The sequence below is a fragment of the Pseudomonas sp. 8BK genome (assembly GCF_902506475.1).
In the GTDB taxonomy this organism is placed as follows: Bacteria; Pseudomonadota; Gammaproteobacteria; order Pseudomonadales; family Pseudomonadaceae; genus Aquipseudomonas; species Aquipseudomonas anguilliseptica.
The window spans coordinates 769,717-790,124 of sequence record NZ_LR733252.1; the positions used below are offsets into that span (position 1 = coordinate 769,717).

Here is a 20,408-nt window from a genome sequence, read left to right on the forward strand (position 1 = left end):
ATGCACCGTCATTCGCTGTTGTTGCTCGCAGTTCTCAGTCCGCTGACGCAGGCCATGCAAGCGCTGGATGATCAGGCGTTGTCGTCCGTCAGCGGACGCGACGGTATCAGTCTGCAAACCTCGGGCGCTGGCTGGTCTGCCGGCAGCATTGACTACAAACAGGATGGTCAGACCCTCAGCCTCAAGGGCGTCAGCGGTACGCCGCAAGCGGCAGGCAGCAGCTCGACCACCACACTGGATGTGGTGGGTAATCAGCTGCAGGTGCAGCACAGCGGCAGTGCTCAGGTGCTGAGCATCGACAATATCGAGCTGGCCGGTAGCAGCAAAAGCTTTGGTGCTTTCCGTGCGTTCTTCACCCTGGGCGCCAGCCTCAAATTGAGTGGCGGTGGGGCCAGTGGTGTCAGCGGTTTCAGCGTGGATGACAGCCAGCTGTCGTTGAGTGCGGCAACCTTTTATTACCGTGACAATGGCTTTGACCTGATCGTCAAAGGCCTGTCGTTCGATACTTACCTGAACAACGCGTACCTGGACATCGTCAGCGGCGGCAGCGGCCAGGAAATCAAGCTGGACCTTGGCACTTCGCGTTTTGTCGGCTCGATTGCCGGTATCGGTCTGGACCTGGCCCATGGCGACCCAACTGCCGGTGTGGCGGTGACGCCGGGTACCCCCGATCTGCGTGACGTGGATGCACAACGCAGCTTCGGCAAGCTGAACATGGATTTGCGCCTGGGCGGCAGCATCAGCATTGCGGGTGGCGGCGCCAGTGGCGAGGGCTTGCGGATCAAGCCGAATATCACTATCGCCAACAGCCTGTTCCAGTACCAGGACGAAGGCATTCTGCGCGCCGAGAATTTTGCCGGCAGCCTGATCAGCAATTCAGGGCTGACTCTGGATCTGGAACAGGACGGTGTGGGTAGTTATGCCAAAGTGGCCTTTCAGGACCTCAAGTTCAACGCCACCCTGGGCGGCCTGATTATGGGCAACCCGAGCAATCAGAAACTCGGTGGCCTGGCGGTGGATTTGAGTTTTCTTGACCAGGGTGCTCGGCAGAATTGGCTGAAACTGCGTCCGGGCGGTGACCCCAACTCCGGGCAGAAAGGCATCCGCGCTGACCTCAGCTGGAATATGGTCGACAGCTCGTTGGCACTCACCGATAACGGCAACACCATGTGGTTCAGCGGCCTGCGGACCCACGGTACCGGTCAGTTTACCTTTGATCTGACCAAAAGCTGCGCCGCCGGCGTGAGCACGAGCTGCTATGCCGGCAGCAACAGCGATATAAACAGCGGCGGCTACAACGGTCATTTCGACGGTATGCGCCTGGGTTTCAAGAATGTCGTCGGTAGCTACAGCTTCGATGGTTTGCGCGTGGGTGGTGCCGACGCGCCTTTGCAGGGTGGCACCGAGTTGCTGGTGCTGATGGAAATTTTCCCGGCCTATGATTTCACCCTCAACGGCCAGGTCACTCTGCGCGCTGGCGGTGCCGTTGGTGATGGGCTGCGCTACAACGCCGACTTCTATATTACCGAGGCCAACGCGGCGATTACCGTGGATGAAAATGGTCGTGGCCTGTGGCTGTCGGGCAGCAGCTATGACATGCATTACCGCGAAGGTTCGCTGGATATCAGCAACAACGGCGTCGAGCTGCGTAAGGGCACGTACTGGTCCAAGCTGGATGTGAACGACGTGCGCTGGGGTGACCGGCAGACCGGCAGTAGCATTGGTCGCTTGGTGCTTAAGCGTTATGAGCAGGGTTCGATCCTGGCCATCAGCTCGGGCGGCGCCGGTGCATTGTGCGTCGGCGGTAGCGGTGGCACGTCAGCGGCATGTGTGGCCAGTGGCGGGCGCTGGGAGGATCGCGGCGACGAGGGGATTTCGGTCAAGCTGAAAAACGTCTTTGTCCGTGATGGCTCCGGTAACCCGGCCAATGCTGTGTCGAACAATGAGAAACGTAACCAGATCATTATCGAAACCGGGCGGGTCAACGGGGTGAACGGCACTGGCAGCCAACTGGTGGTGGATAACTTCCACACCTCTGACGGCAATCCGGCGAATCCTAACGCTAACGACTATGGCTTCAATGTGGACCTCAATCTGGACGTGGCACCGACCAAGGTGTGCAGCAAGACGGGCACCGGTTGTACGCCGGTTAGCCCCGACCCACTGGGCTTTGCGGTCAACGGCCGAGTGCACTTCAAGGAAGTGAATATCGACCGGATTCAGCACGTTCACCCCACCGGCGGTGCGGTGACCTCGATGTATGGGGTCAAACTGCAGAACGCCGATATTCGCGCCAACCTGACGGCCACGCCGATCAACTGAGCCCCCGCATCAGCGCCGCGCAGGCGCTCTATGCCGTCATGCTCCTGTCATCCTTGTTGGTCATTCTGCTGGCGCACTATGGCATGTGCTGGGGGCTTCCATTGCGCGCCCAATCGCCGCCAATGGTCGCTGAATCGAGGAAATATCCCCGTTGCCCTTTCGATATGTGCCGGTTGTCGGCACAATTCGCCTCCACTTTTTTGGGGGGAGCCTGTTGGCTTCCCGTTAGCCGACCTTGCAGGGGCAGCGCCATGATCAAAACGCCTTACTACCTGATCGACAAACAGAAGCTGCTGGGCAATCTGGAGAAGATCGCCTACGTACGCGAGCACTCCGGTGCCAAGGCACTGCTGGCGCTCAAGTGCTTCGCCACCTGGTCGGTGTTCGACCTGATGCAGCAGTATATGGACGGCACCACGTCCAGCTCGCTGTACGAGTTGAAGCTCGGTCGGCAGAAGTTCGCTGGCGAAACCCACGCCTACAGCGTGGCCTGGGCGGATGATGAAATTCCTGAGATGCTCGCCAACTGCGACAAGATCATCTTCAACTCCATCGGCCAGCTCGAGCGCTTCGCCGAGGCTTCCGAAGGCACCATCCGTGGCCTGCGCGTTAACCCGCAGGTGAGCAGCTCCGATTACCTGCTGGCCGACCCGGCCCGCCCGTTCAGCCGCCTGGGCGAGTGGGATCCGGAAAAGATCGCCGCGGTGATGAATAAAATCAGCGGCTTTATGTTCCACAACAACTGCGAGAACGGCAGCTTCGAGCTGTTCGACCAGATGCTGAGCACCATCGAGGAACGCTTCGGTCATCTGCTGGAACAGGCCGAGTGGGTCAGTCTGGGGGGCGGCATTCACTTCACCGGCGAAGGCTATCCGCTGGACCAGTTCTGCGCGCGGCTCAAGGCCTTCTCCGAGCGCTTCGGTGTGCAGGTCTACCTGGAGCCGGGCGAAGCGGCGATCACCCTGAGTTCCTCCCTGGAAGTCACGGTGCTCGACACTCTCTACAACGGCAAGCATCTGGCTGTGGTCGACAGCTCGATCGAGGCGCACATGCTCGATCTGCTGATCTACCGTCTTAACGCCAAGATGGAACCGTGTAGCGGTGAGTACACCTACATGGTGTGCGGCAAGTCCTGCCTGGCTGGCGACATCTTTGGCGAGTACCAGTTCGACAAGCCGCTGCAGATCGGCGATCGCCTGTCGTTTATCGATGCGGCCGGTTACACCATGGTCAAGAAGAACTGGTTCAACGGCCTGAAGATGCCGTCCATCGCGGTCAAGCAGCTCGACGGCAGCGTCGAGGTGGTTCGCGAATTTGGCTTTGAGGATTACCTGTCCAGCCTGAGCTGATCCGTAGGGTGGATGGCGTTTTTCTCATCCACCAACGTGATCGCCAAGTGGTGGACGGGTAAAGCGCCGTCCACCCTACCTGTTTGTAGCACCGCAACATCTGTCTCTTAAACGCAGTACCCAGGAGGTGAAACAATTGAAGAAGAATGTTCTGATCATTGGTGCAGGAGGTGTCGCCAAGGTGGTGGCCCACAAGTGCGCGCAGCACAACGACGAATTGGGTCGCATTGCTATCGCGTCGCGCAACATCTCCAAATGCCAGGCCATCATCGACAGCGTAAAGGCCAAAGGCAGCTTGAAGCAGCCGGCCGAAATCCAGGCTTATGCCCTCAATGCGCTGGATATTGAAGCAACCAAAGCTTTGATCCGCGAAACCGAATCGCAGATCGTGATCAACGTGGGTTCGGCCTTTCTCAATATGTCGGTGCTGCGCGCCTGCATCGATACCGGCGCCGCCTACCTCGACACCGCCATCCACGAAGAACCGGGCAAGATCTGCGAAACGCCGCCTTGGTACGGTAACTACGAGTGGAAGCACCTGGCCGAATGCCAGGACAAGGGCGTGACTGCCATCCTCGGCGTCGGTTTCGACCCAGGTGTAGTCAATGCCTACGCTGCATTGGCGCAGCAACAGTACTTCGACAGCATCGAGTCGATCGACATCCTCGACGTCAACGCCGGTTCCCATGGCAAGTACTTCGCCACCAATTTCGATCCGGAAATCAACTTCCGCGAATTCACCGGCCAAGTCTGGAGCTGGCAGAACAGCCAGTGGACCAGCAACACAATGTTTGAAGTCAAACGCACCGACGACCTGCCGGTGGTCGGCGAACAGAATCTGTACCTGACCGGGCATGACGAAGTGCATTCCCTGTCCAAACATCTGAACGTGCCCAATGTGCGCTTCTGGATGAGCTTCGGCGAGCACTACATCAACGTGTTTACCGTGCTGAAAAACCTCGGCCTGCTGTCCGAGCAGCCAGTGAAAACCGCCGAAGGCCTGGAAGTCGTGCCGTTGAAAGTGGTCAAGGCCGTACTGCCGGACCCCGCTTCGCTGGCGCCGGGCTACAGCGGCAAGACCTGCATCGGTGACCTGGTCAAAGGCACCAAAGACGGCAAGCCGACCGAGCTGTTTATCTACAACGTTGCCGACCACAAAGATGCCTATGTGGAAACCGACAGTCAGGGCATTTCCTACACCGCTGGCGTACCGCCGGTCGCGGCAGCCCTGCTGGTTGCGCGTGGCGACTGGGATGTGGCGCGCATGGCCAACGTTGAACAGCTGCCGGCTGAGCCGTTCCTCAAGCTGCTGGACGTGATGGGCCTGCCGACCCGGATCAAGGACGCCAACGGCGACCGTCCCTGGGATCAAACCCTCTGATTGGCTGTGCGTCGACCATGCGTCGTTGAAAGTGCGCTCGGACGGTGGCTTGCCACCGAACGGTCTTTAGGCCGGCCCGAAGGGCGAGCGGAGCGAGTACTGCTCATTTACAGCAGTAAACTCCGCGTCCTCGCGTCCTCGCGCACTTTCGCCTAGCCTGGCTCTAGCTCGCTCAATCAGCCTAACGCCCGCCATTTTGGTGGGCGTTTTGCTTTCTGGCCCGTGGGAGGGGCTTTAGCGCGACGCGGCATCGATACGCGCCGCGCTTCCCGCCCGTGGCATTTCACGCGACAATCAGCCCTTATCGACACGCGCTCCAATGTTGGGTGCGTGCTCCGGCGACTCCGTGAGGATACCAGCATGAGCAGCAACGACCGCGTCATTATTTTCGATACCACCCTGCGTGACGGCGAGCAGAGCCCCGGCGCGTCGATGACCGGTGAAGAAAAGCTGCGCATCGCCAAGGCTCTGGAGCGTTTACGTGTTGACGTGATCGAGGCCGGTTTCGCCATCGCCAGCCCGGGCGACTTCGCCGCAGTCAAAGCCATTGCCGAAAGCATCAAGGACAGCACCGTGTGCAGCCTGTCGCGGGCGCTGGACGCGGATATCGACCGAGCCGCAGAAGCGCTCAAGGGTGCCAACTCGGGGCGTATCCACACGTTTATCGCCACTAGCCCGATCCATATGCAGCACAAGCTGCGCATGCAGCCGGATCAGGTGGTCGAGCAGGCCGTGCATGCGATCAAGCGGGCGCGCAACCTGTGCAGTGATGTCGAATTCTCCTGCGAGGACGCCGGTCGTTCGGAAATCGATTTCCTCTGCCGCATCATTGAAGCGGCCATCGACGCCGGCGCGCGCACCATCAATATCCCCGACACCGTCGGCTATGCGATTCCGCACCAGTATGCCGAGACCATTCGCCAGTTGCTCAACCGCGTGCCCAACGCCGACAAGGCAGTGTTCTCCGTGCATTGCCACAACGATTTGGGTCTGGCCGTGGCCAACTCCCTGGCTGCCGTTGTCGCGGGCGCGCGTCAGGTCGAGTGCACCATCAATGGCTTGGGTGAGCGTGCCGGTAACGCCGCGCTGGAAGAGATCGTCATGGCGATCAAGACCCGCGAAGACCTGCTTGGCGTGCATACACGCATCGACACTCCGCACATTCTTAGCACCTCGCGCATGGTCTCTGGCATCACCGGCTTCCCGGTACAGCCGAACAAGGCCATTGTCGGTGCTAACGCCTTCGCCCACGAGTCGGGTATTCACCAGGACGGCGTGCTCAAGCACCGTGAAACCTACGAGATCATGTCTGCCCAGTCGGTTGGTTGGCACACCAACAAGTTGTCGCTGGGCAAATTGAGCGGGCGCAACGCTTTCCGCTCGCGCCTGGATGAGCTGGGTATCGTCCTAGCAGGTGAAGCTGAGCTGAATGCCGCCTTCGCCCGTTTCAAGGATCTGGCGGACAAGAAGCACGAAATCTTCGATGAAGACCTGCAGGCCCTGGTGTCCGATACGTTGGCCGAAGAGGCCCCGGAGCATTTCAAGCTGATTACCCTGGATGTAGCCAGCAAGACCGGTGAAGTGCCCCAGGCGCAGGTGGTGGTCAGCATTGACGGCGCCGAACACAGCGCCAATGCCCAGGGCTCGGGGCCGGTGGATGCGACCTTCAAGGCCATTGAGTCGATCGCCAGCTCGGAGGCCAACCTGCAGTTGTATTCGGTCAACGCCATCACCCAAGGCACCGATTCGCAAGGCGAGGTGACCGTACGTTTGGAGAAGGGCGGGCGCATCGTCAACGGCAATGGCGCCGACACCGACATTCTGGTGGCGTCGGCCAAGGCCTATATCAACGCACTGAACCTGATGCAGGCCGGGCAGAAGGCTCACCCACAGGCGGCTGACGTTTGATTGCAGAACTGCGCCGTCGTGCCTACCTGAGCGCCATGCAGGTAGCCAGTTGGCTGCCGCGTGTAGAGCTGCCGTTTGCAGCACCTTCGCGCCCGGAATTGCTGCAACCGCTGGTTGAGTCCGCGCCTGAGCCGGAGGTGGCTGCTGCCGCGCCACAGGCGCTTGCTGAAGCGGCGCCAGCCTATGAGGCGCCACTTGCCGAAACGCCCGTAGCTGCGCCTGCCCCTCGGCCTAAGATCGAAGTGCCACGCCCGGCGCCTCAGGGGCGTATGGCCAAGGCTGAAGCCGTTGCCGCCGACGCCGAAACACAGGTGGCGCCGCCAACGCCCGTCGCGCCACCGCGTTTTGGCCTGCAATTGCTGCGTGCTGGTGCCTGTGCGGTGCTGGTCGAGCTGCCCACTGGCGAGCCGTTGCAAGGGCGCGATCCGGCTTATCTGTTGCTCAAGGATCTGCTGCGCGCCGCCGGTCTGCCGGACAGCCCACAACTGATTGGCGAGCCGGTGCGCTGGCCGCTGCTGGTGCGTGGGCAGATCGATCAGGGGCCGCAAGCGGCGCTGGAATATGTGCAGAGTTTTGTCGGCGCGCGGCTGGAAGAGCAAGAGCCCTGCAGCTGTCTGTGGCTGGTAGGCTTGCCGGCTATTCGCTTTGCCGGTGAGGCCACTGCCGACGCCTATAACCGGGAGTTGCAGGTCGAGGGGCTGGGCGCTGCCTGGGCGCTACCGGGCCTGGAGTTGCTGATGGATGAGCCCGAGCGCAAGCGCGAGCTGTGGCAGGCCATGCGCCGCGTGCGTCAGCGCTGGTTGGCCGACAATTGAATACACCTTTTCCCGGCCGTTTGGCCGAGGTTTCTCCTGCTTGCCGAGTCAACCTGAATGAGTGATGCAATCAGCTTCCGCCCGATGACTGCGACGGATATCGACGCGGTGCTGAAAATCGAATACGCCGCGTTCAGCCATCCCTGGACGCGCGGTATCTTTACCGACAGCCTGACCTCCTACAACTGCTGGGTGATGTTTGAAGGTGAGCAGCAGGTCGGTCACGGCGTTATCCAGATCATCATGGACGAAGCGCATCTGCTCAACATCACCGTCAAGGCGGAAAGCCAGGGCCGCGGCCTGGGCTTGAAACTGCTCGAACACCTGATGCAGCAGGCCCAACAGCAGGGCGCCAATGACTGCTTTTTGGAGGTGCGCGCGAGCAATCAGGTGGCGTACCGCTTGTATGAGCGCTACGGCTTTAATGAGGTCGGCCAGCGCCGCGACTACTACCCAGCCGTCGGTGGTCGTGAAGACGCCCTGGTAATGGTCTGCCCGCTGTTCGACTAGTCTCTTGTCCAGCCGCTGCTGACCCGATTGGCTACCGCCCACGGCGTTATTCGCCGCTGACCTGACTCAGGGCTTGTCGCATACTGGCGTGCGCTGCCCAGCGGCAGCAGTGTTCGGCCCATTGCCCTAAGGATCTGTCATGCGCCTGTCTGCTTCGTTGCTTGCGGTGTTCTGCCTATTCACCGCCGCTCAGGCCTTAAGTGCCGAACGCAGCTTTACCATCCTGCACACCAACGACTGGCAGTCACGCCTGCTCGGCTTTGGCCCGAACAACGAATATTCCCCCGCTACCACCGGCGATGACGACACCGTCGGCGGTGTCGCGCGCCTGGCTACTTTGCTGGAACAGCGCCGCGCCGCTGCTGGCGAACAACCGGTGCTGTTGCTCGACGGCGGCGATTTCAGCATGGGCACGCTGTTTCATACCGTGACCCGCGAAACCGGCGGCGAGCTGCGCTTGATGACCGAACTGGGTTACGACGCCGCGACCCTGGGTAACCACGAGTTCGATTTTCGTCCGGCCGGCTTGGCCGCGATGATCAGCTCGGCATTCAAGATCAAGGGCGATGCGCTGATGCCTTTGCTGTCGAGTAACCTCGGCTTTGACCCCGAGCGCAAGGAAGACGACAGCCTGCAGGCGCACTACGAGGCTGGGCGTATTGCGTCGTACAAACTGATCGACAAGGGTGGCATCCGCTTTGGTCTGTTCGGCCTGCTCGGTAACAACGCCGTGGCGGTCAGCCCGATGATCAAGCCAGCGGTGTTTGCCGATCCGGTCGCGACCGCTCAGGCCATGGTTGCCAAGTTACGCGAGGAGGGCGCCGAGGTGGTGATTCTGCTCTCGCACATGGGCGTGGTGCAGCAGGAGGACGGTAGCTGGCGCGGTGAGGAGGTCGAGCTGGTTGAGCAGGTGCCGGGCATCGATATCGTCGTTGGTGGTCACTCGCATACGGCCCTGGCGCAGCCTGTACTGGTCAATGGGCGCACGCCCGTGATGCAGGCCGGCTCCGAAATTCAGCACCTGGGCGAGCTGCGCATGCGTTTACCAGCCGACGGCAAGCCGCAGGTTATCGATTACCAGCTGCACCCGATCAATGACCAGATTGCGGGCAGCGCTGCGGTGACTGCCCAGGTCGAGGACTTCAAACAGGTGGTCAGCGCGCAGATGCTGACGCCCAAGGGATATGCCTTCGATCAGCCGCTGGCCAAGGTCGACAAGACCCTGAGCCGCGCCCATGACGATCCGATTCTCGGCAATCTGGTTACCGACGCGCTGCGCCACGCGACGGGCAGTGATGTGTCATTTACTGGCAACGGCACTATCCGCGACAACCTGATCATGGGCCGGTATGGCGTGCAGGCGGTGTCCGACCTGTTCCGCATCGCTCCGCTGGGCGTCGGTGAGCTGGATGATGCACCGGGTTATCCGCTGATCAAGGTGTATGTCAGCGGGCAGGAGTTGAAGAACCTGCTCGAGGTGCTGCTGCTGGCCTATCAGGTGCGTGAAAGCAAAAGCTATTACCCGCGCGTGTCAGGCCTGCGCTTCAGTTACAACCCCTGGCGCGTGCCGTTTGATCGGGTCAGCCGGATTGAACTGGGCGACCCGATCAAGGGTTATACGCCGCTGGACCTGGCAGATCAGCGGCTCTACAGCATCGGCGCTACCAGCTATGTCGGCAGTTTCACCTGGCTGGTCAACGACCTGGCCAAGGGCCTGCTCAGTGTGCAGCCCAAGGATGCCGAGGGCCGGCCACTGGCGGCGATCAAGGATGCGATCATCGATGCTGATCCGCAGCAGTCTGGTGTGCAGGAATATAAAGAGTGGCAGGGCCTGCTCGACCATATTCGCGGTCTGCCCGATCTGGACGGCGACGGCCTGGCTGATATCCCGACCCAGGGCGCGGCCGCCGAGCAACGCATGCTGCGTGTGCCCAGTCTGCAGCCGGCCGAGCTGTACCGCTATGCCGGGCCGCTGCAATGGGGCGTGAGCCTGGTGCTATTGGCGGGCGTGCTGCTGATTTTCTGGTTGTTGCGGCGCCGCCGCGCCTGATCAAGTTCGCTGTCGCCCGTTTGCTGTGACGGCGACTAACCCTTGCTTGTCAAAAGCCCGTGGCGCTCCTATGGTGCGCATCGACGAATCCGGGAGTGAAGCATGAGCGATCTACAGCACCTCTTCGACAACAACGCGCGTTGGGCCGAAGCGATCAAGGAAGAAGATCCCGAGTTCTTCGCCAAGCTGGCCCAGCAGCAGGTGCCCGAGTACCTGTGGATCGGCTGCTCCGATGCGCGGGTGCCGGCCAATGAGATTGTCGGCCTGCTGCCGGGCGATCTGTTCGTCCATCGCAACGTCGCCAACGTGGTGCTGCACACCGACCTCAACTGCCTGTCGGTGATCCAGTACGCGGTCGATGTGCTCAAGGTCAAACATATCCTGGTCACCGGCCATTACGGCTGTGGCGGCGTGCGCGCATCCATGCAGGACACCCAGTTCGGCCTGATCGACGGTTGGCTGCGCAGCATTCGCGACCTCTACTACGAGCACCGCGAACACCTGGCGCAGTTGCCCAGCGAGGAGGAGCAGGTCGATCGTCTGTGTGAACTCAACGTGATCCAACAAGTGGCGAACGTCAGCCACACCACCATCGTGCAGAACGCCTGGCATCGTGGCCAACCGCTGGCGGTGCATGGCTGTATTTACGGCATCAAGGATGGCCGCTGGAAGAACCTTAACGTCACCGTCAGTGGCATGGAGCAGCTGCCACCGCAATACCGCCTGCGCCCCCTCGGGCAGAGCTGAGGCATGCAGTCCTCCGTGCGTATCGCGCTGGCCGGTTTGCTGCTGGCGACGCTGTGCTGGTCCGGCAATGCCCTGGTGGCGCGGGCGTTTGCCGGCGAAATCCCGCCGTTTGCCCTGTCATTCTGGCGCTGGAGCCTGGCGCTGGTTCTACTGCTGCCCTTCGTGGCCAAACCGCTGTGGCAGCACCGCGTGGCACTGCGTGCGGCCGGCTGGCGTTTGCTGGTGCTCGCCGGCATTGGTATCGCGGGCTACAACAGCCTGCTCTACGCCGCCGCGCAAACCACCGCAGCGATAAATATCACCCTGGTCAATACCTGCCTGCCGTTGATGACCTTTATCGGCGCCGGCCTGCTGCTCGGCGAGTGGCCGCACCGGCGCGCCTGGTGGGGCATGGCGGTGGCCGCAGGCGGACTGCTGGTGCTGATCAGCAAAGGCAGCTGGGCAAGCCTCAGCGGCCTGGCGTTCAATCGGGGCGACCTGATCATGCTGTTGGCGGTGGCCGACTGGGCGCTCTACTCATTGCTGTTACGACGCTGGTCGGCTCACCTGCTGCCGATTCCGCCACTGGCCTTGCTCGGCGTGCTGATGCTGCTGGGCGTACCGCTGATTCTGCCGTTCTACTTGCATGAACTGGCCCAGGGCGCATACTTCAGCGTGACGCCGCACAACCTGGCTGCCATCGGCTATACCGCCCTCTTCGCCTCACTGCTCGCTTATCTGGCCTGGAACCATGCCATCCGCATACTCGGCGCTGCCAAGGCGGCACTTTCCAACTACTTGATGCCGGTATTTACCGCCGTATTGGGTTGGCTGCTGTTGGGGGAGGGCTTGCAAAGCTACCACTGGTTCGGCGCTGCGTTGATCTTTGCGGGTTTGCTGCTGGGGACGCAGCTGCGTCGTTAAGCGGTGGAGTACCTCGCTCTGGTAGACATCCCCGGCCTATGCGGGAGCATCCTGGCGTTGCAGAAAAATCCTTGGGCATGGCGATATCAAGATGACGATGCGCTATTCGCACCTGGCCCCGGGTCACTTCGTCACGGCTTTGACCTTCTCGCCGTTGGCTTTGTTGGCGGGCAATCAGAACTCGGCCTGATGCAATTTGAAGAGGCAACAAAAAACCCGCCGAAGCGGGTTTCTTCAAGACCATTCTGACGTCCTGTCAGAAGCCTCCTAGGCCATGGCCGATCATCCTTGATCCTGAGCGCTTCCTGCGCTTCAGTTGATGTGTGTAGATTAGATTCAGGGAGCAAGTGCTAACAGAGGCGATTGCAGTAAGCGCGTGTAAGCCTTTCGCTATAGCGGCAACTTATGAGCTTCTGTTGTTTATACGTTTGGTGTCTGCCCTGCGCCTATCGCCTTTGGCTCAGAGCGAACACCAGATTATATAGTCCTCACTTTCAACTATTGACTTAAACATTGGCGTATTTGGCGGCGGTGTAGGGCATTCCCTTCCGGGGTTTTTGCTTTGGAAGCTGGTGTGGCTACTCCATAAAATAATTGGGTTTCTTCCTTGGTCTTTCTCTGCAGAAGCCATCAGTACACCCTCTTTTACTCTCCAAACCATCAGTCCCTTTTCGAATCTTGCCCATTTGCTCTTATCCATACGTGGATAGGCTTCAAGGCTTTTAGATAGGTAGGCCTGTAAGTCATCAAAGCTTCTGCTCGCAAACTCGATGCGTACATGGTTTAGCTTTCTTTTCGAAAAGAAGAAAGTTACCAACCGAGCCGGCATGTTGTAGGCGGTACTGATATGAGCGAAGCATACGTAGTCGTCATTCTTATCAACCCGCTCGCGATCACCCAGGTTGCCATAACACTTCAGTTTGTGGCCGCGTGCCTGCATGTCGCTGATAACCGATGCTTGGTCACGCTCTGAATAGAGATCTGGCGCTTCGACGTAGTGAGGCGTTCCGATCCGGTTGTACCAGTTAGAAATGAGGTGTTTGTATTGCAGAGGGAGTCTGTCGTAGATCGTGAGGCTTGCTGCGAATAACGCTGCACCGAGCAAGGCTGCTTTCAGGTATCTCATTTGGCTTCCATTCCACTTGTAGGCACGCCGTAGTCACTTTGTAGTCACTGGCGCAAACAAAAAAGGGCTTACCTTTCGGTAAACCCTTGTTTTGTTTGGTGGCTACGCAGGGACTTGAACCCCGGACCCCAGCATTATGAATGCTATGCTCTAACCAGCTGAGCTACGTAGCCGAGTGGCGCGCATTATTCGCGTCTTGGGGTTGGGTGTCAACCCTGTTGCGTGAAAATTTCTGCGCGCGATCAAGCGCTTACACGTTAAAGCGGAAATGCATGACGTCGCCGTCTTTAACGATGTAGTCCTTGCCTTCCAGGCGCCATTTTCCGGCTTCTTTGGTGCCGGCTTCGCCCTTGTACTGGATGAAGTCGTTGTAGGCGATGACTTCGGCGCGGATAAAGCCTTTTTCGAAGTCGGTGTGGATCACGCCAGCGGCCTGTGGGGCGGTGGCGCCGACGCGAACGGTCCAGGCGCGGACTTCTTCGACTCCGGCGGTGAAGTAGGTCTGCAGGTTGAGCAGTTCGTAGCCCGCGCGAATTACTCGGTTCAGACCGGGTTCTTCGAGGCCTAGGGCTTCGAGGAACATGTCTTTTTCTTCGCCATCATCCAGCTCGGCGATTTCTGCTTCGATCTTGTTGCATACCGGCACCACGGGAGCGCCTTCGGCGTCGGCAATGGCTTGGACGATGTCGAGCAGTGGATTGTTCTCAAAACCGTCTTCGGCGACGTTGGCGATGTACATCACCGGCTTGCTGGTGAGCAGGTGGAAACCGCGTATCAGTTGCTTCTCGTCGTCACCCAAAGTCTTCATCAAGGTGCGCGCTGGCTTGCCTTCGCTGAAGTGGGGGATGAGCTTTTCCAGCAGGGCTTTCTGTGCAACAGCTTCTTTGTCGCCGCCCTTGGCATTACGAGTGGTCTTTTGCAGTTGTTTTTCGCAGCTGTCGAGGTCGGCGAAGATCAGCTCGAGGTCGATGATTTCGATATCGCGCTTGGGGTCGACGCTGTTGGCCACGTGAATAACGTTGTCGTCTTGGAAGCAGCGCACTACGTGGGCGATTGCGTCGGTTTCGCGAATGTTGGCGAGGAACTTGTTGCCCAGGCCTTCACCCTTTGATGCGCCTTCTACCAGGCCGGCGATGTCGACGAACTCCATGGTGGTCGGCAGGATGCGTTTGGGGTTGACGATGGCTGCCAGCGCCGCGAGGCGCGGGTCGGGCATCGGCACGATGCCGCTGTTCGGTTCAATGGTGCAGAACGGAAAGTTCTCGGCCGCAATACCGGATTTGGTGAGGGCGTTGAACAGGGTGGACTTGCCGACGTTGGGCAGGCCGACGATGCCGCAGTTGAATCCCATGGTGTTATCCCTCGCGCGAATGGCGGTAAAGAGTTAGGAGGAGGCTTTCTGGCTGTGCAGCTTGTGCATGGCCTTGCTCCAGTCACCTGCGAGTATTTCCGGCAGGCTGCCCAGGGCAAAATCGATGCTGGTGTCCAGCAGGTCCTGTTCGCTGCGTGGTGCGCGGCCGAGGACGAAGTTGGAGACCATGCTGCTGTGCCCTGGATGGCCGATGCCAAGCCGCAGGCGGTAAAAACTGTTCTGATTGCCGAGCTGGGCGATGATGTCGCGCAGCCCGTTATGTCCGCCGTGCCCGCCGCCCTGTTTGAGTTTGGCGACGCCGGGGGGCATGTCGAGTTCGTCGTGCGCCACCAGAATGGCTTCCGGCGGGATGCGGAAGAAATTCGCCAATGCCGCTACGGCCTGGCCGCTGCGGTTCATAAAGGTGGTGGGGATCAGCAGGCGAACGTCGCGGCCTTGATGGCTGAATTTGCCAACCAGGCCAAAATACTTTTTGTCGAGGCTCAGGTTGATGCGCTGGCTGTCAGCCAGGCGCTCAACGAAAAGGGCTCCTGCATTATGCCGAGTCTGGTCGTATTCAGGGCCGGGGTTACCCAGGCCAACGATCAGTTGTACGGCAGTCATGTCAGGAGCCCTTTTGTGGAAATAGCTCGGCAGAATCGCATGCCGAGCTGGTTTCCGACACTGCGAGGATTACTCGGCAGCGCCTTCGTCTTTAGCAACGCGGGAGGCGTGGATGTTAGCCACGGCCAGGTCGTTACCGTGAGCCAGTGCAACCAGCTCAACGCCTTTCGGCAGTTTCAGGTCAGCCAGGTGAACGATCTGACCCACTTCAACGGCAGCCATGTCGACTTCGATGAATTCCGGCAGGTCTTTCGGCAGGCAGGAAACTTCTACTTCCGACAGAACGTGGGAGACTTCGCCGCCTTGCTGCTTCACGCCAACCGAAGTTTCTTGGTTGATGAAGTGCAGGGGAACGATAGCGGTCAGTTTCTGGCCAGCGACTACGCGAACGAAGTCAGCATGCAGCACATAGCCTTTGGCTGGATGGCGCTGCAGGGCTTTGATGATCACGCTTTCGTTGCTGCCTGCTACGTTCAGGCTCAGCACGTGGCTGTAGGCTGCTTCGTTTTCCAGCAGTTTGGCCAGTTCCTTGGCCAGCAGGCTGATCGATTGTGGGGCTTTTTCGCCACCGTAAATTACGGCAGGAACCATGGCAACGTTACGACGCAGGCGGCGGCTCGCACCTTTCCCCAGGTCGGAACGCACTTCGGCATTCAGGGCAAATTCAGTCATTTCACTTCTCCAAAATAACCAAACCGTCCGTTACGCTTGCGACCAGCGACGGGACGGTTGGTTGAAAAGCCATGCCATCAGGGCAGGGCGTTTGCGCTCAGGGCGTGTGCCGAATTAACGGAACATCGCGCTGATCGATTCTTCATTGCTGATGCGGCGAACCGCTTCAGCGACTACCGGGGCGATGTCCAGTTGGCGAATACGCGAACAGGATTGCGCCGCAGCGGACAGCGGGATGGTGTTGGTCACCACCAGCTCGTCGAGTACGGATTTTTCAATGTTTTCGATTGCGCGGCCAGACAATACAGCGTGCGTGGCGTAGGCGAAGACTTTCGAGGCGCCATGTTCTTTCAGCGCTTTGGCGGCGTGGCACAGGGTGCCGGCGGTATCCACCATGTCGTCGACCAGGATACAGGTGCGGCCTTCAACATCACCGATGATATGCATCACTTCAGAGTGGTTGGCTTTCTCGCGGCGCTTGTCGATGATCGCCAGGTCAACACCCAGGGACTTGGCCACAGCGCGAGCACGCACCACGCCGCCAATGTCCGGGGAGACAATCATCAGGTTCTCAAAGCGCTGATCTTCGATGTCGTCCACCAGTACGGGGGAACCGTAGATGTTATCTACCGGGATATCGAAGAAGCCCTGGATCTGATCCGCGTGCAGGTCGACGGTCAAAACCCGGTCGATGCCTACAACGGTGAGCATGTCAGCCACAACTTTGGCACTGATTGCCACGCGAGCGGAGCGCGGGCGGCGATCCTGGCGGGCATAGCCGAAGTAGGGGATAACTGCAGTAATTCGGGTTGCTGAGGAGCGGCGGAAGGCATCGGCCATCACTACCAGTTCCATCAGGTTATCGTTGGTTGGCGCGCACGTCGGTTGAATCAGGAAGACGTCTTTACCGCGGACGTTTTCGTTGATTTCAATCATGATCTCGCCGTCGGAGAACTTACCGACAGAAGCATCACCGAGGGGAATGTGCAGCTGACGTACGATACGTCGCGCCAGATCGGGGTTAGCGTTCCCCGTAAAAACCATCATCTTGGACACGCGCAGTACCTGCCGGCTGGGGGTATACCTGGATGAGTACAGAAATGGCAGGGGCGGCTGGATTCGAACCAACGCATGCCAGGATCAAAACCTGGTGCCTTACCGCTTGGCGACGCCCCTGTATTCTGTGTAACCGAATGCTTTGAGTTGTGTATCCGCTCCAGGGCGGAAATGGCAGGGGCGGCTGGATTCGAACCAACGCATGCCAGGATCAAAACCTGGTGCCTTACCGCTTGGCGACGCCCCTATTACCGTACAACTCTGTGCTCTTAATTACTAAAAGCGGACATTCACTTCCTGACCAATGTTTCTAGCTTGCGGTGCAACATCGAGATGTTACGGCCTTGGGCAATAAAACTTGGCAAAGTGGCTGGAAGTTGGCGGGCGACTTTATCAGCATCGTCCTGGTTTGGGAAGCTCCCAAACACACAAGCTCCAGTGCCGGTTAATCTGGTTGGAACAAATTTGTTCAACAAGATCAAAGCGTTACGAACTTCTGGATAACGCTTCGTGACCACCGGCTGGCAGTCATTACGACCACCCCCCTCAAGAAGGCTGCGAACTTTAATGGGCGGCGTATCCCGTGTCAACTCGGGGTCGGAGAAAATTTCCGCTGTGCTGACAAGTACTTGCGGAATCGCGACAAGAAACCAGGGTTCGCTCAGGGTGACCGGTTGCAACTTTTCACCCACACCTTCGGCAAAGGCCGCGTGGCCGCGCACGAATACCGGCACGTCTGCCCCGAGGCTCAAGCCCAGAGTGGTCAGTTGGTCTTCGCTGCAATTCAGCTGCCACAGGTAGTTGAGGCCGAGCAGGGTGGTGGCGGCATCTGAGCTGCCACCACCGATGCCGCCGCCCATGGGCAGGCGCTTGTCCAGCCAGATGTCGGCACCCAGTGTGCAGTTCGCGTGCTGTTGCAGTAGACGCGCAGCACGCACGATCAGATTGCTGTCGTGGGGTACGCCGTCGATGGGTGTATGCAGGTGAATCTCACCGTCGGTGCGCAGGGCGAAGCCCAGCTCATCGCCGAAGTCGAGAAACTGAAACAGCGTTTGCAGCTCGTGATAGCCGTCGGCACGGCGGCCGAGGATGTGCAGCATCAGGTTGAGCTTGGCCGGCGCCGGCAGAATCAATTCGGCAACAGCGGGAATTGCAGGAGCGCTCATTGGCCGAGCTGGCGTGGCTGCCAGTCCTTGATCACCAGGGTGACTTGCAGATCAAAACCGCTGAGCTTGATGCGCTCTGGTAGCCAAAAACCATTCTGCTCGGCATAACTCAGGTACTCGACGTGCCAGCCGTCCTGGCTCAGTTGCGCCAGGTGGCTGTGGCTGTCGAGGTTCAGGCGGCTTTTGCTGTCGGGGGAGGGCAGGCCACGAATCCACCAGAGCAGGTGCGAAACCGGCAGGTTCAGTCCGAGCTGGTCTTGCAGTAGTTGTTCCGGCGATTCGGCCTGGTAGCGGCCCTGATTGGCCACCTCCAGCTGGATGGCGCCAGGGCGGCCGGTCAAGCGTGCAGCGCTGCGACCCAGTGGGCCGGACAGGCGGATGTCGTAGTAATCCTGGCGTTGCAGCCAGAACAGGGTGCCACTACCGGAGTCTTTCGGTGCGCGGATGCCGACTTTGCCGTTGATCTGCCAGGCGTCCAGGCGGCTGATCTGCTGCTTGTGGGTCTGCCAGCTTTGCGCATCGCCCTGGCCCTCAAGGGCTTCGCGGGAGGTCAGGCCGGCGCAGCCTGCAAGTAATGTAATCAGGCTGAAAACTATCAGGTGGCGCGCAAGCATCAGAGTGTCTCTGCTCCGGTCAGGCGCAGCAGGGTGCTACGCAGAATAGTGCTGTCGGGTTGCTGTTTCAGGGCTTCACGCCAGAGTTTGCGCGCTTCTTTCTGTTTTCCTTGTGCCCACAGCACTTCACCCAAGTGGGCGGCGACTTCGTGGTCGGGAAATGCCTGCAACGCTTGGCGCAGCAGGCGCTCAGCCTCATCCAGGTTGCCCAGGCGGTAATTTACCCAGCCGAGGCTGTCGAGAATCGCCGGGTCTTCCGGGTTGAGCTGGTGCGCTTGCTCGATCAGCTGTTTGGCCTCCGCATAACGTGTGGTGCGGTCGGCCAGGGTGTAGCCCAGGGCGTTGAGGGCCATGGCGTTGTCTGGCTCGCGCTCGAGAATAAAGCGCAGGTCCTGCTCCAGCAGGGCAAGGTTGTCGCGTTTTTCCGCGAGCATGGCGCGGGTGTAGAGCAGGTTGAGGTCTTCCGGGAACTGTTCCAGGGCCTGCTGGATCAGCTGCCAGGCGCGCTCAGTGTCCTGTTGCTTAGACCAGGCCTCGGCTTCGATCAGGTAAAGCTGGATGGCGTAGTCAGGCTGGCTTTCGCGGGCCTGGCGCAGGCGCTCGGAGGCTTCATCAGCACGTTGCGCCTTAAACAGCAGATCGCTCTGGCGGGCCTGGGCGGGCAGGTAGTCATTGCCGGGGCCAACCAAGGCGTATTCGATCAGTGCGCTGGGGATGTCATCCAGTTCTTCGTAGGCGCGGGCCAGGTTGTAGTGCGCCGCTTCGCTGTGGCTGCCACGCTCGACCAGTTCTTCCAGGTAGACAATCGCCTCCTTCCAGGCTTTGGCTTCCAGGCAGACCAGCGCCAGGGAGAAGCGCAGGTCGTCGTCGCTGGGGTGTTGCTGCAACAGCGAGGCAAACTCACCCTTGGCTTCATCCAGGCGGTCTTCGGCCACCAGCAGGCGCGCGTAGGTCAGGCGCAGGCGCTTGTCGTCCGGGTGCTGCTCAATGCCTTTTTCCAGCAGTGGCAGAGCGTCGTCGTTGCGCTCAAGGCTTTGCAGCAGGCGGGCATGCAGCAGGATTGAGGCGATGGGGCGATCTTTGCTGGGTTGTTGCTCCAGCAGCTCCAGGGCTTTCTGCTGTTGGCCATCCTGTTGCAGCAACAGGGCTTTGCCAAATTGCAGCTGGCTGTTGTCCGGGTATTTCGATTGCAAGCGGTTGAAGCTTTGCAGCAGGCCGGCGCGAGTATCCGGGTCGGTTTCAGCAGCGGATAGGGCGAGGAAGTCGAAATGCGTATCGCCCTGACGCTGCAGTACCTGCTCCATAAAGGTCATGGATTCGTCATAGCGGCCGGCGCGGGCCAGCTGCACGGCAGCGGCGCGCTGCGCGTCGATATTTTCGGGGGCGGTCTTGGCCCACAGCAGGCTGGTTTCCAGTGCAGGCTGCTCGGCGCCGAGGTACTCGGCTATACGAAAACCGCGCTCGGCGACGCCAGCATCCTGGGTGGCATTGGCCTGTTCTACATAGTTTTCCAGGGCAATGTCGAAGCGGTTGCGTTGGCCCGCCAGTTCCGCGATCAGCAGCGACAGCAGGGTTTCCTGGCTGAAATTGCGGTAAACCTGCGGCTGGGTTTCTGGGGCGACAACAGCGGGATCCTCCACCGGTGGCGTGCCATCCGGGGCAGAGGGGGCAAAAGTCTGGCAGCCGCTTAAAAAGGCAGCGGCAGTCAGCAACGCGAAGGATCTATTCATAGGAAGAGTATGTGGCCAACCTGCGGTTTGGGCATCATGACACAAGCGTTGGGGCAAGCCCATGGGCTGCAATGATGCGGATTA

Annotated in this window: 17 protein-coding genes and 3 tRNA genes; 9 read left to right on the plus strand and 11 right to left on the minus strand. The window is 59.8% G+C overall.

Features of this window, described 5'->3' with window-relative positions; all coding sequences use genetic code 11:
* The 9 genes from ACIN8IBEIGE_RS03420 (at position 1) to ACIN8IBEIGE_RS03460 (ending at position 11,985) form a co-directional block, all read left to right on the plus strand.
* The gene (locus ACIN8IBEIGE_RS03420) at positions 1–2,322 is read left to right on the plus strand and encodes a DUF6160 family protein (RefSeq protein WP_160013427.1); all 2,322 of its coding nucleotides are present in this window, start codon (positions 1–3) and stop codon (positions 2,320–2,322) included.
* A gap of 251 nt (positions 2,323–2,573) precedes the next feature.
* Positions 2,574–3,671 carry a carboxynorspermidine decarboxylase gene (locus ACIN8IBEIGE_RS03425; protein WP_160013428.1) on the plus strand — a complete coding sequence of 366 codons (1,098 nt, stop codon included), beginning with the start codon at positions 2,574–2,576 and terminating at the stop codon, positions 3,669–3,671.
* Between the two features lie 136 nt (positions 3,672–3,807).
* A complete protein-coding gene (locus tag ACIN8IBEIGE_RS03430) occupies positions 3,808–5,052 on the plus strand; it encodes a saccharopine dehydrogenase family protein (protein WP_160013429.1) in 1,245 nt (414 codons plus the stop codon).
* Positions 5,053–5,412: 360 nt separating this feature from the next.
* Positions 5,413–6,960 (plus strand): 2-isopropylmalate synthase, encoded by a 1,548-nt coding sequence (locus tag ACIN8IBEIGE_RS03435; protein WP_160013430.1) that lies wholly within the window; start codon positions 5,413–5,415, stop codon positions 6,958–6,960.
* Complete coding sequence (locus tag ACIN8IBEIGE_RS03440; RefSeq protein ID WP_160013431.1) at positions 6,957–7,775, plus strand: energy transducer TonB; 819 nt, start codon at positions 6,957–6,959, stop codon at positions 7,773–7,775. Before ACIN8IBEIGE_RS03435 ends, ACIN8IBEIGE_RS03440 begins: the two co-directional genes overlap by 4 nt.
* 57 nt (positions 7,776–7,832) lie before the next feature.
* Positions 7,833–8,285: a ribosomal protein S18-alanine N-acetyltransferase gene (rimI, locus tag ACIN8IBEIGE_RS03445; RefSeq protein WP_160013432.1), complete on the plus strand. Its 453-nt coding sequence runs from the start codon at positions 7,833–7,835 to the stop codon at positions 8,283–8,285.
* A 139-nt stretch (positions 8,286–8,424) separates the two neighbouring features.
* The gene (locus ACIN8IBEIGE_RS03450) at positions 8,425–10,335 is read left to right on the plus strand and encodes a bifunctional UDP-sugar hydrolase/5'-nucleotidase (protein WP_160013433.1); all 1,911 of its coding nucleotides are present in this window, start codon (positions 8,425–8,427) and stop codon (positions 10,333–10,335) included.
* 102 nt (positions 10,336–10,437) lie between these two features.
* Positions 10,438–11,082 carry a carbonate dehydratase gene (can, locus tag ACIN8IBEIGE_RS03455; protein ID WP_160013434.1) on the plus strand — a complete coding sequence of 215 codons (645 nt, stop codon included), beginning with the start codon at positions 10,438–10,440 and terminating at the stop codon, positions 11,080–11,082.
* Positions 11,083–11,085: 3 nt separating this feature from the next.
* The gene (locus ACIN8IBEIGE_RS03460; protein ID WP_160013435.1) at positions 11,086–11,985 is read left to right on the plus strand and encodes a DMT family transporter; all 900 of its coding nucleotides are present in this window, start codon (positions 11,086–11,088) and stop codon (positions 11,983–11,985) included.
* A 460-nt stretch (positions 11,986–12,445) separates the two neighbouring features.
* Here the strand turns inward: ACIN8IBEIGE_RS03460 and ACIN8IBEIGE_RS03465 are convergent, their stop codons facing one another.
* The 11 genes from ACIN8IBEIGE_RS03465 to ACIN8IBEIGE_RS03515 all read right to left on the minus strand — a co-directional run bounded on the left by ACIN8IBEIGE_RS03465 (position 12,446) and on the right by ACIN8IBEIGE_RS03515 (position 20,324).
* Positions 12,446–13,111 carry a hypothetical protein gene (locus ACIN8IBEIGE_RS03465; protein ID WP_160013436.1) on the minus strand — a complete coding sequence of 222 codons (666 nt, stop codon included), beginning with the start codon at positions 13,109–13,111 and terminating at the stop codon, positions 12,446–12,448.
* A gap of 96 nt (positions 13,112–13,207) precedes the next feature.
* A tRNA-Met gene (locus ACIN8IBEIGE_RS03470) sits at positions 13,208–13,284 on the minus strand.
* A 77-nt stretch (positions 13,285–13,361) separates the two neighbouring features.
* On the minus strand, positions 13,362–14,462 hold the full coding sequence (gene ychF, locus ACIN8IBEIGE_RS03475) for a redox-regulated ATPase YchF (protein ID WP_160013437.1): 1,101 nt from the start codon (positions 14,460–14,462) through the stop codon (positions 13,362–13,364).
* 33 nt (positions 14,463–14,495) lie between these two features.
* Entirely contained in the window at positions 14,496–15,086 is a 591-nt protein-coding gene (gene pth, locus ACIN8IBEIGE_RS03480) for an aminoacyl-tRNA hydrolase (RefSeq protein WP_160013438.1), read from the minus strand.
* Between the two features lie 69 nt (positions 15,087–15,155).
* On the minus strand, positions 15,156–15,758 hold the full coding sequence (locus tag ACIN8IBEIGE_RS03485; RefSeq protein ID WP_160013439.1) for a 50S ribosomal protein L25/general stress protein Ctc: 603 nt from the start codon (positions 15,756–15,758) through the stop codon (positions 15,156–15,158).
* Positions 15,759–15,872: 114 nt separating this feature from the next.
* Complete coding sequence (locus tag ACIN8IBEIGE_RS03490; protein WP_090251437.1) at positions 15,873–16,814, minus strand: ribose-phosphate pyrophosphokinase; 942 nt, start codon at positions 16,812–16,814, stop codon at positions 15,873–15,875.
* Between the two features lie 45 nt (positions 16,815–16,859).
* Positions 16,860–16,934: transfer RNA gene (locus ACIN8IBEIGE_RS03495), tRNA-Gln, on the minus strand.
* A gap of 52 nt (positions 16,935–16,986) precedes the next feature.
* Positions 16,987–17,061, minus strand: a tRNA-Gln gene (locus ACIN8IBEIGE_RS03500).
* A 43-nt stretch (positions 17,062–17,104) separates the two neighbouring features.
* Entirely contained in the window at positions 17,105–17,980 is an 876-nt protein-coding gene (gene ispE, locus ACIN8IBEIGE_RS03505; protein WP_160013440.1) for a 4-(cytidine 5'-diphospho)-2-C-methyl-D-erythritol kinase, read from the minus strand.
* On the minus strand, positions 17,977–18,594 hold the full coding sequence (gene lolB / locus ACIN8IBEIGE_RS03510) for a lipoprotein insertase outer membrane protein LolB (protein ID WP_160013441.1): 618 nt from the start codon (positions 18,592–18,594) through the stop codon (positions 17,977–17,979). Before lolB ends, ispE begins: the two co-directional genes overlap by 4 nt.
* Positions 18,594–20,324, minus strand: a complete 1,731-nt coding sequence (locus ACIN8IBEIGE_RS03515; RefSeq protein WP_160013442.1) for a tetratricopeptide repeat protein — start codon at positions 20,322–20,324, stop codon at positions 18,594–18,596. The genes lolB and ACIN8IBEIGE_RS03515 overlap by 1 nt, the downstream gene beginning before the upstream one ends.
* Positions 20,325–20,408 lie beyond the last annotated feature (84 nt).

Excerpts from the sequence above, each read along its gene's own strand:
- can (WP_160013434.1), top strand. The coding sequence starts at position 10,438 with ATGAGCGATCTACAGCACCTCTTCGACAACAACGCGCGTTGGGCCGAA.
- rimI (WP_160013432.1), top strand. The coding sequence starts at position 7,833 with ATGAGTGATGCAATCAGCTTCCGCCCGATGACTGCGACGGATATCGAC.
- ACIN8IBEIGE_RS03420 (WP_160013427.1), top strand. The coding sequence starts at position 1 with ATGCACCGTCATTCGCTGTTGTTGCTCGCAGTTCTCAGTCCGCTGACG.
- ACIN8IBEIGE_RS03460 (WP_160013435.1), top strand. The coding sequence starts at position 11,086 with ATGCAGTCCTCCGTGCGTATCGCGCTGGCCGGTTTGCTGCTGGCGACG.
- ispE (WP_160013440.1), bottom strand. The coding sequence starts at position 17,980 with ATGAGCGCTCCTGCAATTCCCGCTGTTGCCGAATTGATTCTGCCGGCG.
- pth (WP_160013438.1), bottom strand. The coding sequence starts at position 15,086 with ATGACTGCCGTACAACTGATCGTTGGCCTGGGTAACCCCGGCCCTGAA.
- ACIN8IBEIGE_RS03515 (WP_160013442.1), bottom strand. The coding sequence starts at position 20,324 with ATGAATAGATCCTTCGCGTTGCTGACTGCCGCTGCCTTTTTAAGCGGC.
- ACIN8IBEIGE_RS03435 (WP_160013430.1), top strand. The coding sequence starts at position 5,413 with ATGAGCAGCAACGACCGCGTCATTATTTTCGATACCACCCTGCGTGAC.
- ACIN8IBEIGE_RS03425 (WP_160013428.1), top strand. The coding sequence starts at position 2,574 with ATGATCAAAACGCCTTACTACCTGATCGACAAACAGAAGCTGCTGGGC.
- ychF (WP_160013437.1), bottom strand. The coding sequence starts at position 14,462 with ATGGGATTCAACTGCGGCATCGTCGGCCTGCCCAACGTCGGCAAGTCC.
- ACIN8IBEIGE_RS03450 (WP_160013433.1), top strand. The coding sequence starts at position 8,425 with ATGCGCCTGTCTGCTTCGTTGCTTGCGGTGTTCTGCCTATTCACCGCC.
- lolB (WP_160013441.1), bottom strand. The coding sequence starts at position 18,594 with ATGCTTGCGCGCCACCTGATAGTTTTCAGCCTGATTACATTACTTGCA.
- ACIN8IBEIGE_RS03485 (WP_160013439.1), bottom strand. The coding sequence starts at position 15,758 with ATGACTGAATTTGCCCTGAATGCCGAAGTGCGTTCCGACCTGGGGAAA.
- ACIN8IBEIGE_RS03465 (WP_160013436.1), bottom strand. The coding sequence starts at position 13,111 with ATGAGATACCTGAAAGCAGCCTTGCTCGGTGCAGCGTTATTCGCAGCA.